The following is a 14,394-nucleotide window of genomic DNA, read 5'->3' as shown; positions in this document are numbered from 1 at the left end:
TCGACGCGCCGGGTCGAGCCGCGTGCAACGCGGCGAAACTGGCCGAAACGGTGCGACACGAACGACGCGATATATGTGTTCGGCGTGCCACTACGCCGACGATGAACGGCACACGGATCCTGACCGTCCTGGTGGCGCTGGGGCTCGTCGTCGGGTCGGTCCCCGGCGGCGCGCTGGCGGCCGGAGCGGCTCCCGGCGGGGCGGCGGTCGACGCGAGCGACGCGTCGATCCGGTCGGCCGACGCGTCGAACTCACCGGTCCAGGCGGACGACGGAGGAACCGCCGCGGGAGAGGGGGGAGACGAGAGCGCGGTAGGGAACGCGAGCGACGGGAACGCGTCGCGGGCGGCAGTCGGCCAACAGCTCGCGACGGTGATCACCGTCACCGACGACGAGGTGAACGACGGCGTCGCGGCGTCGTCGCTCGAGGCCGCGCTGGAAAACGGCAGCGAGGCGGAGCGCGCCGCGGTCCTCGCCGACCGGGCGGCCGAGCTCCGCGAGCGGGCCGACGCGGTCGTCGCCGACCACCGCGAGGCGCGCGAGGCGTACGAGGCGGGAGAGCTCGCGCCCGAGGCGTTCGCCCGGCGGCTCGCAGTGATCTCCGGGCGAGCTGGGACCGTCGACCGCGGCTTCGAGCGCCTCGACGACCGCGCCGCAGCGGTCTCCGCGCTGGAGCTGCGTGCCGCCGGCTACGACCGGGGGGCCAACGAGGCGGCGCGCGACCGGCTCGCCCGCGCGACCGGCTCGGGAGCGAACGCGCTGCTCGCGCAGTACACCGGCGAGCGCGCCGGGGAGTTCTCGATCGATGTCGACGAGGGCGTCTCGATCGAGGTCGAGTCGGACGACGGGGAGCGCTCCCGCGAGTTCGAGCGCGACCGACCCGGCAACGGGACGTTCCGGGTGACTCACAGCGAGGCGCTGGCGGCCGCGAGGGAGCCGCTCTCGAACGGGAGCGACGGCGAGTGGACGCTCCGCTCCGTCGAGCGCGACGACGACGGCTACTACGGGTTCGAGTTCGGCCTCCACGGCCCCGCGGCGACCGGCGAGGCCGCGGTGAGCGTCGACGGCGAGACCGGCGCAGTCTTCGAGTTCGAAGAGGAGATCGAGCCGCGCGAGGGCGCATCCGAGCGCGACGACGACGCCGACGAGGTGCCGCTGTCGATCGGCATCGCCGACGGCACCGCCGAGCCCGGGGCGACCGTCACTCTCCGGGTCACCACCGCCGGCGAGCCGGTCGAAAACGCGACCGTCGAGGTCGGGGACCGGGACGCCGGAGCGACCGATTCGGACGGCCGGATCGCGGTGCGGCTGCCGGACGAGGACGAGGTCGAGGTCGATATCGAGGCGGGCGACCGCGAGGGAGAACTGGAGCTTGCGCTCCGATCGAGCCCGCCCGAGGTGGCCGAAGACGAGGCGATCCGCGAGCGCCTCGACGCGAGCGGGACCGTCGACAACGGCACCGTCACGGTCTCCGTGACGTACGACGGCGAGGGCGTCGACGGCGTGGCCGTCACCGCCGGCGGCGAGTCGGTCGGCGCGACCGGCCCGGACGGGACGCTCTCGTTCGACGCGCCCGGGACCGACGACGGCGGGCTGGAGATCGGGCTCGCGAAGGGGAGCTTCGAGGCCGAGATCGAGTTCGCGGTCGGGGACGGCGGCGCCCTCGAGGCGGAGAACGTCGAGATCGACGGCCGCGAGGCGGACGACGACTCCGATGAGTCGGACGATCCTGACGAAGACGACTCTGACGACTCCGACGATTCGGACGACCCCGACGACTCGGATGACTCCGACGACCCTGACGACTCGGATGACCCTGACGACTCGGATGACCCTGACGACTCGGATGACCCCGACGACCCTGACGACTCGGATGACCCCGACGACCCTGACGACTCGGATGACCCCGACGACTCCGACGACCCTGACGACTCCGACGACCCGGATGACCCCGACGACTCCGACGACCCGGATGACCCCGACGACTCCGACGACCCTGACGACCCCGACGACAACTGACGGAGAGCCAAGTCCGATCCGCCGTCGCCGCGCTCCGTCGGGAGTCCGTCGACCCGCGAAACGCTGACCGCGGCGACCCGTGGAACGCTGACCGCGCCGGCGCGCCGGGCCCGGGCGAGTGCCGTTTCCTCCCCCATTTGACCCCGTACGTTTTGGTCGTCCGACACCGTATGTAACTATGACACGCCGGGAGTTCCCGACCGACCCGGAGCCTGAGCGGTCGGAGCGCGCGGACCGTTCGGCGACGTCGGCGAGCACCGACGCCGTCGACGAGGCGCTGAAGACCCGCGCGATGGACGAGGCGCCCGTCGGGATCACGGTCGCTGACGCGACGCGGCCGGACATGCCGTTGGTGTACGTGAACGCCGCGTTCGAGCGGATAACCGGGTACTCGACCTCGTACGCGATCGGCCGCAACTGCCGGTTCCTGCAGGGCCAGGCGACCCGGGAGCGCCCGGTGAGCCGGATGCGCGCCGCCATCCAGCGCGGGGAGCCCGTGACGGTCGAACTCCGCAACTACCGGCGGAACGGCGAGCTGTTCTGGAACGAGGTGACCCTCGCGCCGCTCCGGGACGACGCGGGCGAGATCGCGTACTACGTCGGCTTCCAGCAAGACGTCACGCGCCGGAAACGGGCCGAACAGGCCGTCGCGGACCGGGCGGCGCGGATCGAGCGCGAGCGGGCCGCGCAGACGCGTCTCCTGGAACGGCTCGACGGCGTCGTCGCCGACGTCACCGAGGCCGTGGCGCTGGCGTCGTCGCGGGAAGAGCTCCGACGCGAAGTCGTCCGGAGCATCGCGGACACGTACGCCGGCGCGTGGATCGGGACGTACGACCCGGCGACCGAGACAGTCGAGCCGCGAGCGGCGGACGGCGAGGTCGCCCCGGAGCCCGAACCGATCCGCGTCGGAGCCGCCGACGCGGGCGAGCGTCCGGTGACGCTCGCCGTCGCGACCGCTGTCGAGGAGCGGGACGTGCGGTTCGAACCGATCGGCACGGACGGCCCCGACGGGGCGGGAGAGGCGGTCGCCGGCGTGCCGCTTCACTTCGGCGAGGCGACGTACGGCGCCCTCGCCGTCTACGTCCAGACCCGAGAGTTCCAGGAGTACGAGCGCGACGTGCTGGCGGCGGTGGGGCGGACCGTCGCGATCGGGATCAACGCCATCGAGAGCCAGCGGACGCTCCGCGGGGACGGGGTCGTCGAGTTCCGGCTGGCGCTCGGCGATCACCCGTTGGCGTCGTTCGGCGAGGCGCTGTCCTGCTCGCTCCGACACCTCGGAACCGTCGGCGACCGCGGCGAACGGTCGCTCCTGTTCGAGCTCACGGATGGGGACGGCGCGGACGAGGAGGCGATCCGGGCCGCCGGCGAGCGCGCGGGCGTCACGGTCCACGGCGTGCTCGCGTCGACGACGGCGACGCCCGTCGTCGAGGTCGGGGTCGAGGAGACGGCGTTCGAGGAACTGCTCAGGGAGTACAGCGGCGACCTGTGCGGGTGGGCCGTCGAGGACGGGGTCGCGATCGCGACCGTCGAGGTCGGCCGAGAGACGCTCGCCCGGTCGCTCGCGTCCGACGCCGTCGAGGAGTTCGCGCACGCGGAGCTCCGCAGCTATCGCCGCCGCGAGCGGGACCACGAAACCCGGCGCGAGTTCGTCGGCGACATCGAGACGCAGCTGACGGAGCGTCAGCTGGCCGCGCTGCTCCGCGCCCACACGAGCGGGTACTTCGAGTGGCCGCACGAGACCACCGGCGACGAGATCGCCGACTCGATGGGCATCAGCCGGTCGACGTTCCACCAGCACCTGCGGGCGGCACAGCGCAAGATCGCCGCGGCGATCTTCGACCGCTGAACGGATCGGAGAGGGGTGGAACCGGTGGAACGGCCCCTGTCGTCGACGGCGTCGCGTCCGGAATCGGCGACCAAACCAGTTGTGTACGTCCCTTAGTACAGACTACGCCGTATATATACGCGCGTCATGATGGCACAACCCGGCAGCGAAGCGATATGGCTGTGGATCGGGACGTTAGGCATGTTCCTGGGGATGCTGTACTTCATCGCCAGGGGCTGGGGCGAAACGGACAGACACCGCCAGGAGTTCTACATCGTCACGATCTTCATCACCGCCATCGCGTTCGTCAACTACCTCGCGATGGCGCTCGGGTTCGGGGTGACGACGGTGAGCCTCGGCGGCGAGGAGCTGCCCATCTACTGGGCCCGCTACACCGACTGGCTGTTCACGACCCCGCTCCTGCTCGTCGACCTCGGCCTCCTGGCCGGGGCGACGCGGAACCAGCTCGCCTCGCTGGTCGGCCTCGACGTGCTGATGATCGGCACCGGCGCGATCGCGACCCTGTCGACCAGCGCGGCCGTGCTCTCCGCCGGCGGGACGCGGCTCGTCTGGTGGGGCGTCTCCACGGGCTTCCTGCTCGTGCTCCTGTACATGTTGTACGGGTCGCTCGACGAGAAGGCGTCGCAGCTGTCCGGCGAGGCCGCGTCGACGTTCGGCACCCTCCGGACGCTGATCGTCGTCGTCTGGCTCGTGTATCCGGTGTGGTGGCTCCTCGGGACCGAGGGGCTCCGGATCCTCTCGCTGAACGTCGAGACGGCCGGCTTCATGGTGCTCGACCTGGTGGCGAAGGTCGGCTTCGGCTTCATCCTGCTGTCGAGCCGCGAGGTGCTCGACGCCGCCGGCTCGGCGATGGCCGGGACGAGCGCCGCCGACTGAGCGGGCCCCGAGCGACCGCGCCCCCGGCGCGGTTCGGAAGGGATTGGCCGCCGGAAAGCCCGGGAAACCGAGAACGACTGACCCCGAACAAACGGCGCACAGACCGCCGCGCGCGGCGCCTCGTCGACGAACAGTAAAAGGTTAACAGGCTCGGCTCTCTACGTCCGGACAAGATGGCCAAGGACGTCAAGCCGACGCGCAAGAACCTAATGGCGATCGAGGACCGCATCGAGCTCTCGGAGCGCGGTCACGACACGCTCGAACAGAAGCGTGACGGCCTCATCATGGAGTTCATGGACATCCTCGATCAGGCGCAGGACGTCCGGTCGGACGTGTCCGAGAACTACGAGACGGCCCAGCGCAAGATCGACATGGCTCGCGCGATGGAGGGCGACGTCGCCGTCCGCGGCGCGGCCGCGGCGCTGAAAGAGCACCCCGAGATCACGACCCAGTCGAAGAACATCATGGGCGTCGTGGTCCCGCAGATCGAGTCCTCGAAGGTGAAAAAGAGCCTCGACGAGCGCGGGTACGGGCTGCTCGGCTCCTCCGCGCGGATCGACGAGGCCGCCGACGCCTACGAGGAGCTGTTAGAGAAGGTCATTCTCGCCGCCGAGGTCGAGACGGCGATGAAGAAGATGCTCACGGAGATCGAGACGACCAAGCGCCGCGTGAACGCCCTGGAGTTCACACTCCTCCCGACCCTGTACGAGAACCAGGAGTACATCGAGCAGAAGCTCGAAGAGCAGGAGCGCGAGGAGATCTTCCGCATGAAGAAGATCAAGGCCAAAAAGGAGGAAGAGGAGGCGGAAGCCGAGGCCGAAGCCGCCGCTGAGGCCGCCGCGACCGAGGAACCGGAGCCCGCGGACTGAATCGCTCGAAACGGTCCCCGCTCGCGTCTCTCGATCGCACCTCTCTCCCTCGATCCCACCTTTCCCCCTGATCCCACCTTTCCACTCGATGTCCTGTCCTCACTGCGATGCCCCCGTCGTCGCGTTCGCCGTTCCGCCCGCGCTCCGCGAGCACGCGCCGGACTCGTCGAGCGCGATCTGCACCCGTTGCCTCCGGACGTTTCCGGCGGACGACGTCCCGACTGACGAACCGGCCACCGCCGATGCCCCCGACTTCACCGCGGTCGACCCCGCGTTCCCCGCCGGGGAGGCGGGCGTCGCCCTCGCGCTCGCCTGCGGCCAGTTGGAGTCGCTCGCGCTCAACCGGGCGTCGATCGAGGCGCTCGTCGAACACGCGGAGCGGTCCGGCGCGGACGCCTTCGCCTTCTTCGAGCGGCTCGACGCCCCCGACGCCGCGTTCGACCTCGAACGGCGGCGGTCGGCGCTGCTCGACATGGTGTAGCGACCCGTTGCGGTCCTCGGGACGTGAGCCGTTTCGACCCCGCGACCGGTACGGACGACGTTACGACCGATAGCGGGAGTGAGTCTCGCACATTGGTGGAGGTGTTGTTTATAAGTGGATTTGTAGTGGTGCTGTCGGCTGTTTATAAGTGATCGACAACGCTCCGGTGAAGATTTGCAAAGCCCCAGTCGCTGCGGGCGGCGCACGCTCGCTGTGCGCCTCACTCGGTCGCGATGCTCCCTCGTTGCGGTGCTTGCGTCACCTGCGCCGCCCGCAGCGACTGCCCCTTTGAGTCCCCACCCGACCGCAGACCGCAGCCTCACGCCTCCCCAGCCTCGTCGGTCGCCCTCCGCGTCGCTCCGGGCGACCGACTCCCTCGCGCGTGCTCCTCGGCCGCGAAGCGGCCTCGGAGGCACGCGCCACCGCACCGTTTTATAAGTAGTCGTCGCCGTCGCTCACAGCCATTTAAATATCGTATTGTCAGCACCGCTCTGCGAGACCCACTTCCGTTATCGATCGGGAAGCGCAGTTCGCCGGCCAGCTGTTTCACGCGAGAACAGGTCCGAAGACGGGGTGGTAACAGCACCAGTGCAGCCGTCCCGACGTGGTCCCTCAGCGGTCTCTGTCGTCGTCGATTTCGATCCCGTCCGGGTCGTTCCACTCGTCGTCTCCGTCCGCTCCGTCCTCGTCGCCGTCGGCGGCCTCGGTCCCGGCCGGGCCGAGTCGCTCCTCTCCGCGCCGCCGCTCGTGGACAGCGAGTCCGGCGGTGCGGGCGTCGCTCCCCGGCGCGTAGGGGTCCTCGGACGGGTCGTAGTCGCGTTCGCCGCGCTCGAACACGTACGCGAAGAAGCCGAACAGCGGGACGAAAAACGCGATGAGCGCCCACTTCCGCCGGTCCATGCCGTGGTTCGGCGCGTCGAGGTAGGCGTAGGCGGCGAACGCGACGAGCCACGCGAGCGGGACGCCGACGAGGATGACGGCGACGAGGGGGTCCATACCTCCCGCTTCGACCTCGACGACATAAGCGCACGGGTGGATTCGCCGGGTCGACGCCGAGCGACCGCCGAAGGACACTATCCGGCGGAGCCCGTATCGAGTCTATGCAGCTGTTCTGGCACCGACGCGACCCGCGAACGCGCGACAACGCCGGGCTCGCAGCGGCCGCGCGGGCGGGGACGACGGTCCCCGTCTTCGTCTGCGACGCCAACCTGTTCGAGGCGACCGGTGCGCGCCAGCGGGCCTTCTTCCTCCGGCACGTCGAGCGACTGGCGGAGCGCTACCGGGAGCTCGGGAGCGACCTGATCGTCCGCGCGGGCGACCCCGAAAACGTCCTCGTCGAGCTCGCGAACGAGTACGGCGCCGAGAGCGTCTTCTACAACGAGTACTACCGCCCCGAGCGGCGGCGGCGACAGCGAGCGGTCGAGGAGGCGCTCGCGGACGCCGGCGTCGAGACCGACGCGCGGACCGACGCCGTGCTGGTCGATCCCGGCCGGCTGGAGGAGCGCTACCCGAACCACGGTCGGTTTCGCGACGACTGGGCGGCGGTCCCGAAGTCCGAGCCGTACCCGGAGCCCGAGCCGGACGCACTCGCGAGCGTGCAAGACGAGGGCGTCTCCGGTTCCGACCTCGGCTCCGGATCCGACTTCGGCTCCGACTCAGGATCTGGCCTCGTCGACTTCGCCGACCTCGATCTCGACGCCGAAGCCGACATCGACCTCCCGGAACCGGGCTACCGCGCCGCCCGCGAGCGGTTCGACGGGTTCCTCGACGGCGGGATCCGGTCGTACGCCGACACGCGCGACGACCTCTCGCGGGCCGTCGAGGCGCCCACCCTCGCGGTCTCCCGGATGTCGCCGTACCTCGCCGTCGGCGCCATCGGGATCCGAGAGGTGTGGGCGGGCGCGACCGACGCGTTCGAGGCGGCGACGGGCGACGAGCCCCGCAACGTCGACAAGTACCGCGACGAGCTGTCGTGGCGCGAGCAGATGTACCACCTCCTGTACTACAACCCCGACCTAGCCGCGGCGAACTACAAGTCGTTCCCGAACGCGATCGCGTGGCGAGACGACGACGCGGCGTTCGAGGCGTGGACGGCGGGGCGGACGGGCTACCCCCTCGTCGACGCCGGGATGCGCCAGCTGAACGCAGAGGGGTACGTTCACAACCGCCCGCGACAGGTCGTCGCGAGCTTCCTGACGAAACACCTCCTGGTCGACTGGCGGCGCGGGGCGCGCCACTTCGCGGAGCGGCTGATCGACCACGACCACGCCTCGAACCACGGCGCGTGGCAGTGGACCGCCTCGACGGGGACGGACTCGGTGGACGTGCGCATCTTCGATCCGGTGGCGCAGGCGGCGAAGTACGATCCGGACGCGCGGTTCGTGAAGGCGTACGTCCCCGAACTGCGGGACGTGCCGGCCGAGACGGTCGTCGACTGGCCGACTCTCTCACGGCGCGAGCGGGAGTCGCTCGCCCCCGACTACCCGCACCCGATCGTCGACCGGGACGAGGGGTACGAGCGCGCGCAGCGCGTCTTCGAGGAGGCGCTCGGCAAGCGGTGAGCCCGGCTCGTCCCCGGGTCATTTTTCACCCGCTGTGGTGAACACCGTCGTCATGTCCTCCGTCACGATCGCGGACGTCGAGGCCGCCGCCGACCGACTCGAACCGGCGGCGATCGTCCAGCGCACGCCCGTCGAGCGCAGCCGGTCGCTGAGCGAGCGGTGCGGCGCCGACGTACGTCTCAAGATGGAACACCTCCAGCGAACCGGCTCGTTCAAGACGCGGGGCGCGTACAACGCGATCTCGCGGGCGGTCGAGGGGGCCGCGGACGGGACCGACGGGCCCGATATCGACCGCGTCGTGGCCGCGAGCGCGGGCAACCACGCGCAGGGGGTCGCGTTGGCGGCCTCCGGCGCGGGGATCGACGCGACGATCGTGATGCCGGAGTCGGCGCCGGCGGCGAAGATCGAGGCGACCCGCGGCTACGGCGCCGAGGTCGTGCTCCGCGGGAGCGCGTTCCCGGAGGCGATGGCGCACGCCCAGACGCTGGTCGACGACCCCGGGACGCGGTTCGTCCACGCGTTCGACGACCCCGACGTGGTCGCCGGGCAGGGGACGCTCGGGTTGGAGGTGATAGACCAGGTCCCCGATGTCGACACCGTCCTCGTCCCGGTCGGCGGCGGCGGGCTCGCCGGCGGGGTCGCGACCGCGGTCAAGGCGCGGTCGCCGGAGACGCGGGTCGTGGGGGTCCAGACCGAGGGGGCTTCCACGCTCTCGGAGAGCCTCGCGGCCGGCGAGCTGGTGACGCGCGAGGAGCCGGACACCATCGCCGACGGGATCGCGACCGGCGGGCTGAGCGAGCTCACCTTTGGCCTCCTGAACGAGCACCTCGACGACGTGGTCGTCGTGAGCGACGACGACGTGGCGGCCGCCATCCTGCTCCTCCTGGAGCGCGCGAAGCAGATGGTCGAGGGCGCGGGCGCGACCGCCGCGGCCGCCCTCCTCGACGACGACGCGGTCGACGAGCTCGATCTGGCCGGCGAGACGGTCGTCCCCCTGCTCTGCGGCGGCAACATCGACGTGACGACGCTGAAGGAGGTGGTGACCCACGCCCTGGTCGAGCGCGGCCAGCTGATCGAACTCTCCGTCCGGATCGACGACACGCCCGGGACGATGGGCGAGATCAGCACCCTGATCGGCGCGGAGCGCGCAAATATCCGGACCGTGCGCCACGAGCGCAGCCGACCGGACCTCCCGGTCGGCGACGCAGACCTCGTGTTCGAGGTGGAGACCAACGGCCCCGCGCACGTCGACCGCGTCCTGAAGGCGGTGCGCGAGGCGGGGTACGAGGTGGCGTGGACGACCCGGGAAGCGTGAGGTACGGGGGCAGTTGCTTATAAATCGAACCGCGGTGGCGCGTGCCTCCGAGGCCGCTTTGCGGCCGAGGAGCACGCGCGAGGGACGCGGTGAGCGCTCGCAGAGCGCGAACCGCGAGGCTGGGGAGGTATGAGGCGCGGGGCTGTGCGGGGCGGGATTCGAAGGGGCAGCCGGGAGGCCGGCGCAGGCGACGCAAGACCGCAGCGAAGGAGCGACAGCGACTGAGCGAGGAGCACAGCGAGCGTGCGCCGGCCTCCCGGCTGGGGCTTCGGGAGTAGTCGTGTCGATCAACGGTTATAACAAACACCGCACAGTCTTGTGGTGGTGCTTCGGAGATGGCTATCTCCCCGCCGCGGTTTTCCACTTATAAACAAGTAATTCGGGACGTGAGAGATCGGTTACTCGATCCAGCCGACCACTATCCATAGTAATGTTATATGATAGAAAATATTATCAGTAAACAATAAACTATCGCAGATATGGGTAACAGTTCCAAGACGGATCTGCAACGAGACATTCTCCTCACGTGGTGGGAAAACCCGAACGCGACGAATCAAGAAATTGCGGACGCGTGTGACTGTTCAGCGTCGTACGTCAGCCAAGTCAAGAATCGGTTCGACGACTACAACGAATTCGAGGCGATGATGGACAGACAGGACGCGGAGTTAGAGCAGATGTTCGGAGAAGGGATCTTCGGAAATAGTAGGACAGCACCGGCGGCAGTCGATCCGGAAGGACCCGGGATCGCAGAACAGTGGAACGAGATCCCGAACAACATCCCGGGGCTGTTGATCAAGCTCATTATCGTGATGATACTCGGATACGCGGCGGTCCAAGTCGGCATAACGCTCTTTCTCTGACTATTTAAGAGTCCAAAACCGGAGAACGGGTGGCTTCAGTCTGCTCGATCCGACGGTTTAAAACTCTCACCGTAGCAACGACCCGGTAATGAGTCTCGTCGTTACCGACACCCTGGAAGACGAGCGCGTCGAGTTCACAGCCGACGGCGACGTCACGCTGTACGTCTGCGGCCTGACGGTGTCGGACGACCCCCACCTCGGACACGCCCGCCTGTGGTTCCACGCCGACGTCCTCCACCGGTGGCTCGAACACGTCGGCTACGACGTGCGCCACGTCGAGAACGTCACCGACGTCAACGAGAAGATCACGGCCCGCGTGGGCGAGCGCGACGACTGGACCGCAGAGCGCGACGTGGCCGAGACGTTCACCGCGACCACCTTCGACGCGATGCGCGGGCTGAATCTTTTGCGGGCCGAGGTGTACCCCCGCGTCACCGAGCACGTCCCGGAGATAATCGACCTCGTCGAGACGCTGGTCGAGAAGGGGTACGCCTACGAGTCGAACGGCTCCGTCTACTTCGACGTGACCGGCTTCGACGAGTACGGGAAGCTCTCGAACCAGGAGGTCGAAGAGCTCGAAGCGCAGGGCGAGCCCGACGAACGGTCGGAGAAGCGCAACCCGGCGGACTTCGCGCTGTGGAAGGCCGACGGCGTGAGCGAGACCGCCGCGCGCGAGCACGCGAAACACGACCACGGCGCCGAGACGCCCGCGGGCGAGACGTGGGAGTCGCCGTGGAGCGAGGGACGGCCCGGATGGCACGTCGAGTGCTCGGCGATGTCGACGACGCACCTCGGCGACACCCTCGACATCCACATGGGCGGCCGCGACCTGGTCTTCCCGCATCACGAAAACGAGATCGCGCAGTCGGAGGCCGCCACCGGCGAGACGTTCGCGCGCCACTGGCTCCACGTCGGCCTCCTGGCGATGGACGGCGAGAAGATGTCCTCCTCGATCGGCAACTTCTGGACCGTGCCGGACGCCTTAGACGAGCTCGGCGTCAACGTGGTCCGCACCTTCTACGCCGGGGCCGCCTACCGCTCCGAGCAGGCGCTCACCGAGGAGACGATCGCCGAGGCCGAGGAGCGCTGGGAGCGGCTCTCCCGCACCTACGACCGCGCGGTCGACGCGCTCGACTCCGTGGACGCCCGCGCGAAGGCCGCGGACGACACCCTCCGCGAGGCCGTCGACGCCGCGCGCGACGACTTCGCGGCCGCGATGAACGACGACCTGAACCTCCGGGAGGCGACCGCAGCGCTCCTCGATCTCACCGACGCGGTGAACCGGCACGTGGACGGGGCCGACGACGCGGACGGAGCCGCCGACGCGACGGCAGCCTACGACTACCGCGGCCTCCGCGAGGCCGTCGAGGCGTTCGAAGCGCTGGGCGGCGACGTGCTCGGCCTCCAGTTCGAGTCGACGACCGACGGCGACGTGGACCTGGCCGGCGAGCTGGTCGAACTCGTGTTGGACGTGCGCGAGGCCGAGCGCGAGGCCGGCAACTACGAGCGCGCCGACGAGCTGCGGGACGCGCTCCGGGAGGTCGGCGTCGAGATCGAAGACGGGCCGGACGGGGCGTCGTACCGGTTCGAATAGCGTCGGGACGACGAATTCTCCGGGAACTGCTTGTCAATCGTTGCCGGCACGACCGCAGCGAACGCCTCCGAAGCCCCAGCCGCTCGGCTATACGTAGGTGCCGTCGACGACACGGATGAGACCTCCAAAGCCCCAGCCGCGAGGGCGGCGCACACTCGTTGCGCGCCTCGCTCGTTCGCTTCGCTCACTCGCTGCGGTGCTTACGTCGTCTGCGCCGCCCTCGCGGCTGCCCCTTTGAGTCCCACCCGACCGCGCAGCCCCGCACCTCACGCCTCCCCAGCCTCGTCCCTGGCACCCTCCGTTTCGCTTCGGGAGCCAGCGACTCCCTCGCGCGTGCTCCTCGCGGCCGCCTTCGGCGGCACGCTCGGAGGCACGCGCCACCGTCGCGTTTCTTATAAGTAACTGTCCCCGTGGTGTCTTACTCCAACACGTGCTCGGTGTCGTACGACCCGAGCACCTTCACCCACCCCTTGTCGGCGATCGCCTCGATGTCCCCCACCGCCTTCGCCATGTGTTCCTCGTAGAGGCCGGCGTCGACGTCGAAGTGGAACAGGTAGTCGCCGAGGCGCTCGCCGCTCGGGCGCGACTCGATCCGCGAGAGGTTGAGGTTGCGGTCGGCGAACGCCTCCAGGAGCTCCAAGAGGAGTCCGGGATAGTTCGCGTTCGGGTAGACGATCAGGGTCGTCTTGCCGCCGGCGTCGGACTTGGCGGACTCGGGCGCGACGACGAGGAACCGGGTCGCGTTGGAGGTGCGGTCCTGGATGTCCTCGGCGAGGATCTCGAGGTCGTCGCCGGCGTTGTCCGGATGCCCGATCCCGGCGACGCGCGCGTCCTCGCGGGCGCGCTCGACCCCGCGGGCGGTGGAGGCGACCGCTTCGAGGCCCGCCGACGGGTAGTTGGCCTCCAGCCAGTTGCGACACTGCGCGAGCGCCTGCGAGTGGCTGGCGACGACGTCGAACTCCGACCCCTGCGCGAGGAGGGCGTGGCGGATCGGAGTGACGACCTCGCGAGTGACCGCGACGTCGTGGTTCGCGAGGGCGTCGAGGCTCTCCGTGACGGAGCCCTCGATGCTGTTCTCGATGGGGACGACTCCGCGCTCGAACTCGCCGGCCGCGACGGCGTCGACGATGGCGGTGACCGACTCGCGGAACGACACCTCGGCGGCGACGGCCCGCGCCGCACGGTGCGAGTACGTGCCGGCGGGGCCGAGCGTGACGGCGTTCATCGCTCCTACCTATCAGACCGCGTTAGAAAAACGTGCGGGGTCGCGCGGATATTGGCTGGAGGGGCCGGGAGGACCGGGACTCAGTCCCCGCCGTCGGTCGGCACCGCCGCCAGCGCCGACTCCGCGGTCCGGACCGCGGTCGCGCCGTCGCGCCGCCCCACCACGACGACGAGCGTCTCCCCGGCGACCCCGCGGCCTCGACCGCGACGCCGGCGGCGGCGAGCCGGCGGAGGACCGCCGCGAGCGCCGCGGCGTCGACCGCGCCGGTCGCGAGGATCGCGGTGTCCGTCCCCTCCGGCACGACCGCCGCGCCGCCGACGCGGAGGAGGGGGCCGGCGCCGTCGATGTCGGCACCGTCGCCGTCGACGTCCTCCCCGTCGACGACGCCGACCCCGCTCCGCATCGACACGCTGGCGGGTCGGTCCGCGGTCGCGTAGTCGGACAGCTCCTCGCGGAACCGGCGGAGCGCGGTCGCGATCGCGTCGGGATCGCCGTCGAGGCCGGCCTCGTCGGCCAGCCACGCGGCGGCGGCGCTGTGGTTGAGGACGCCGGCGCGGAGCGCGTCGAGGACGAAGGGGCGCGCGCGGGCGGCCTCGCGGGTCTCGGCTGCGAGCGACATGGCCGGACCTGCGGCGCGGGGCGGCATGGCGGTTTCGGTCGGGATCCAGGGTTCTCGCGTTGGCCGAAAGAGCCGCCACCGCGTTCCCGCGCGCCCGAACCCTCCGAAGTCCCTAAGAGCGGCGCGCCCC

General features: G+C 70.0%; 11 protein-coding genes and 1 pseudogene. 9 read left to right on the top strand and 3 right to left on the bottom strand.

Going from position 1 to position 14,394, the window contains the following annotated elements; translation table 11 throughout:
• The first annotated feature begins 101 nt into the window (after positions 1-101).
• From JIN95_RS00615 to JIN95_RS00595, 5 genes are all read left to right on the top strand, one after another.
• Entirely contained in the window at positions 102-2,018 is a 1,917-nt protein-coding gene (locus JIN95_RS00615; RefSeq protein ID WP_200530232.1) for a hypothetical protein, read from the top strand.
• 178 nt (positions 2,019-2,196) lie between these two features.
• A complete protein-coding gene (locus tag JIN95_RS00610) occupies positions 2,197-3,864 on the top strand; it encodes a helix-turn-helix domain-containing protein (protein WP_200530231.1) in 1,668 nt (555 codons plus the stop codon).
• A gap of 129 nt (positions 3,865-3,993) precedes the next feature.
• Positions 3,994-4,740 carry a bacteriorhodopsin gene (locus JIN95_RS00605; RefSeq protein WP_095635717.1) on the top strand — a complete coding sequence of 249 codons (747 nt, stop codon included), beginning with the start codon at positions 3,994-3,996 and terminating at the stop codon, positions 4,738-4,740.
• A 173-nt stretch (positions 4,741-4,913) separates the two neighbouring features.
• Positions 4,914-5,609, top strand: a complete 696-nt coding sequence (locus tag JIN95_RS00600; protein ID WP_095635463.1) for a V-type ATP synthase subunit D — start codon at positions 4,914-4,916, stop codon at positions 5,607-5,609.
• Positions 5,610-5,697: 88 nt separating this feature from the next.
• A complete protein-coding gene (locus tag JIN95_RS00595; protein WP_200530230.1) occupies positions 5,698-6,090 on the top strand; it encodes a DUF6276 family protein in 393 nt (130 codons plus the stop codon).
• A gap of 612 nt (positions 6,091-6,702) precedes the next feature.
• On the opposite strand, the gene JIN95_RS00590 is transcribed toward JIN95_RS00595, so the two are convergent.
• Positions 6,703-7,086 (bottom strand): hypothetical protein, encoded by a 384-nt coding sequence (locus JIN95_RS00590; RefSeq protein ID WP_200530229.1) that lies wholly within the window; start codon positions 7,084-7,086, stop codon positions 6,703-6,705.
• 104 nt (positions 7,087-7,190) lie between these two features.
• On the opposite strand from JIN95_RS00590, the gene JIN95_RS00585 reads away from it, so the two are divergent.
• The 4 genes from JIN95_RS00585 (at position 7,191) to cysS (ending at position 12,420) form a co-directional block, all read left to right on the top strand.
• Positions 7,191-8,651 (top strand): deoxyribodipyrimidine photo-lyase, encoded by a 1,461-nt coding sequence (locus JIN95_RS00585; protein ID WP_200530228.1) that lies wholly within the window; start codon positions 7,191-7,193, stop codon positions 8,649-8,651.
• 52 nt (positions 8,652-8,703) lie between these two features.
• The gene (gene ilvA, locus JIN95_RS00580) at positions 8,704-9,966 is read left to right on the top strand and encodes a threonine ammonia-lyase (protein WP_200530227.1); all 1,263 of its coding nucleotides are present in this window, start codon (positions 8,704-8,706) and stop codon (positions 9,964-9,966) included.
• Between the two features lie 479 nt (positions 9,967-10,445).
• On the top strand, positions 10,446-10,826 hold the full coding sequence (locus tag JIN95_RS00575; RefSeq protein ID WP_200530226.1) for a MarR family transcriptional regulator: 381 nt from the start codon (positions 10,446-10,448) through the stop codon (positions 10,824-10,826).
• An 88-nt stretch (positions 10,827-10,914) separates the two neighbouring features.
• Positions 10,915-12,420 carry a cysteine--tRNA ligase gene (gene cysS, locus JIN95_RS00570; RefSeq protein ID WP_200530225.1) on the top strand — a complete coding sequence of 502 codons (1,506 nt, stop codon included), beginning with the start codon at positions 10,915-10,917 and terminating at the stop codon, positions 12,418-12,420.
• Between the two features lie 418 nt (positions 12,421-12,838).
• Here cysS and pheA read toward each other — a convergent pair whose 3' ends face one another.
• On the bottom strand, positions 12,839-13,645 hold the full coding sequence (gene pheA, locus JIN95_RS00565) for a prephenate dehydratase (protein WP_095635468.1): 807 nt from the start codon (positions 13,643-13,645) through the stop codon (positions 12,839-12,841).
• Between the two features lie 80 nt (positions 13,646-13,725).
• Positions 13,726-14,264: pseudogene (locus tag JIN95_RS00560) on the bottom strand (hypothetical protein).
• Between the last annotated feature and the right edge of the window lie 130 nt (positions 14,265-14,394).

The organism is Halorubrum sp. LN27 (assembly GCF_016635065.1).
GTDB lineage: Archaea > Halobacteriota > Halobacteria > Halobacteriales > Haloferacaceae > Halorubrum > Halorubrum salipaludis.
The sequence above is the reverse complement of the archived record's forward strand: the minus strand, read 5'-3'. Positions and strand labels throughout refer to the sequence as shown.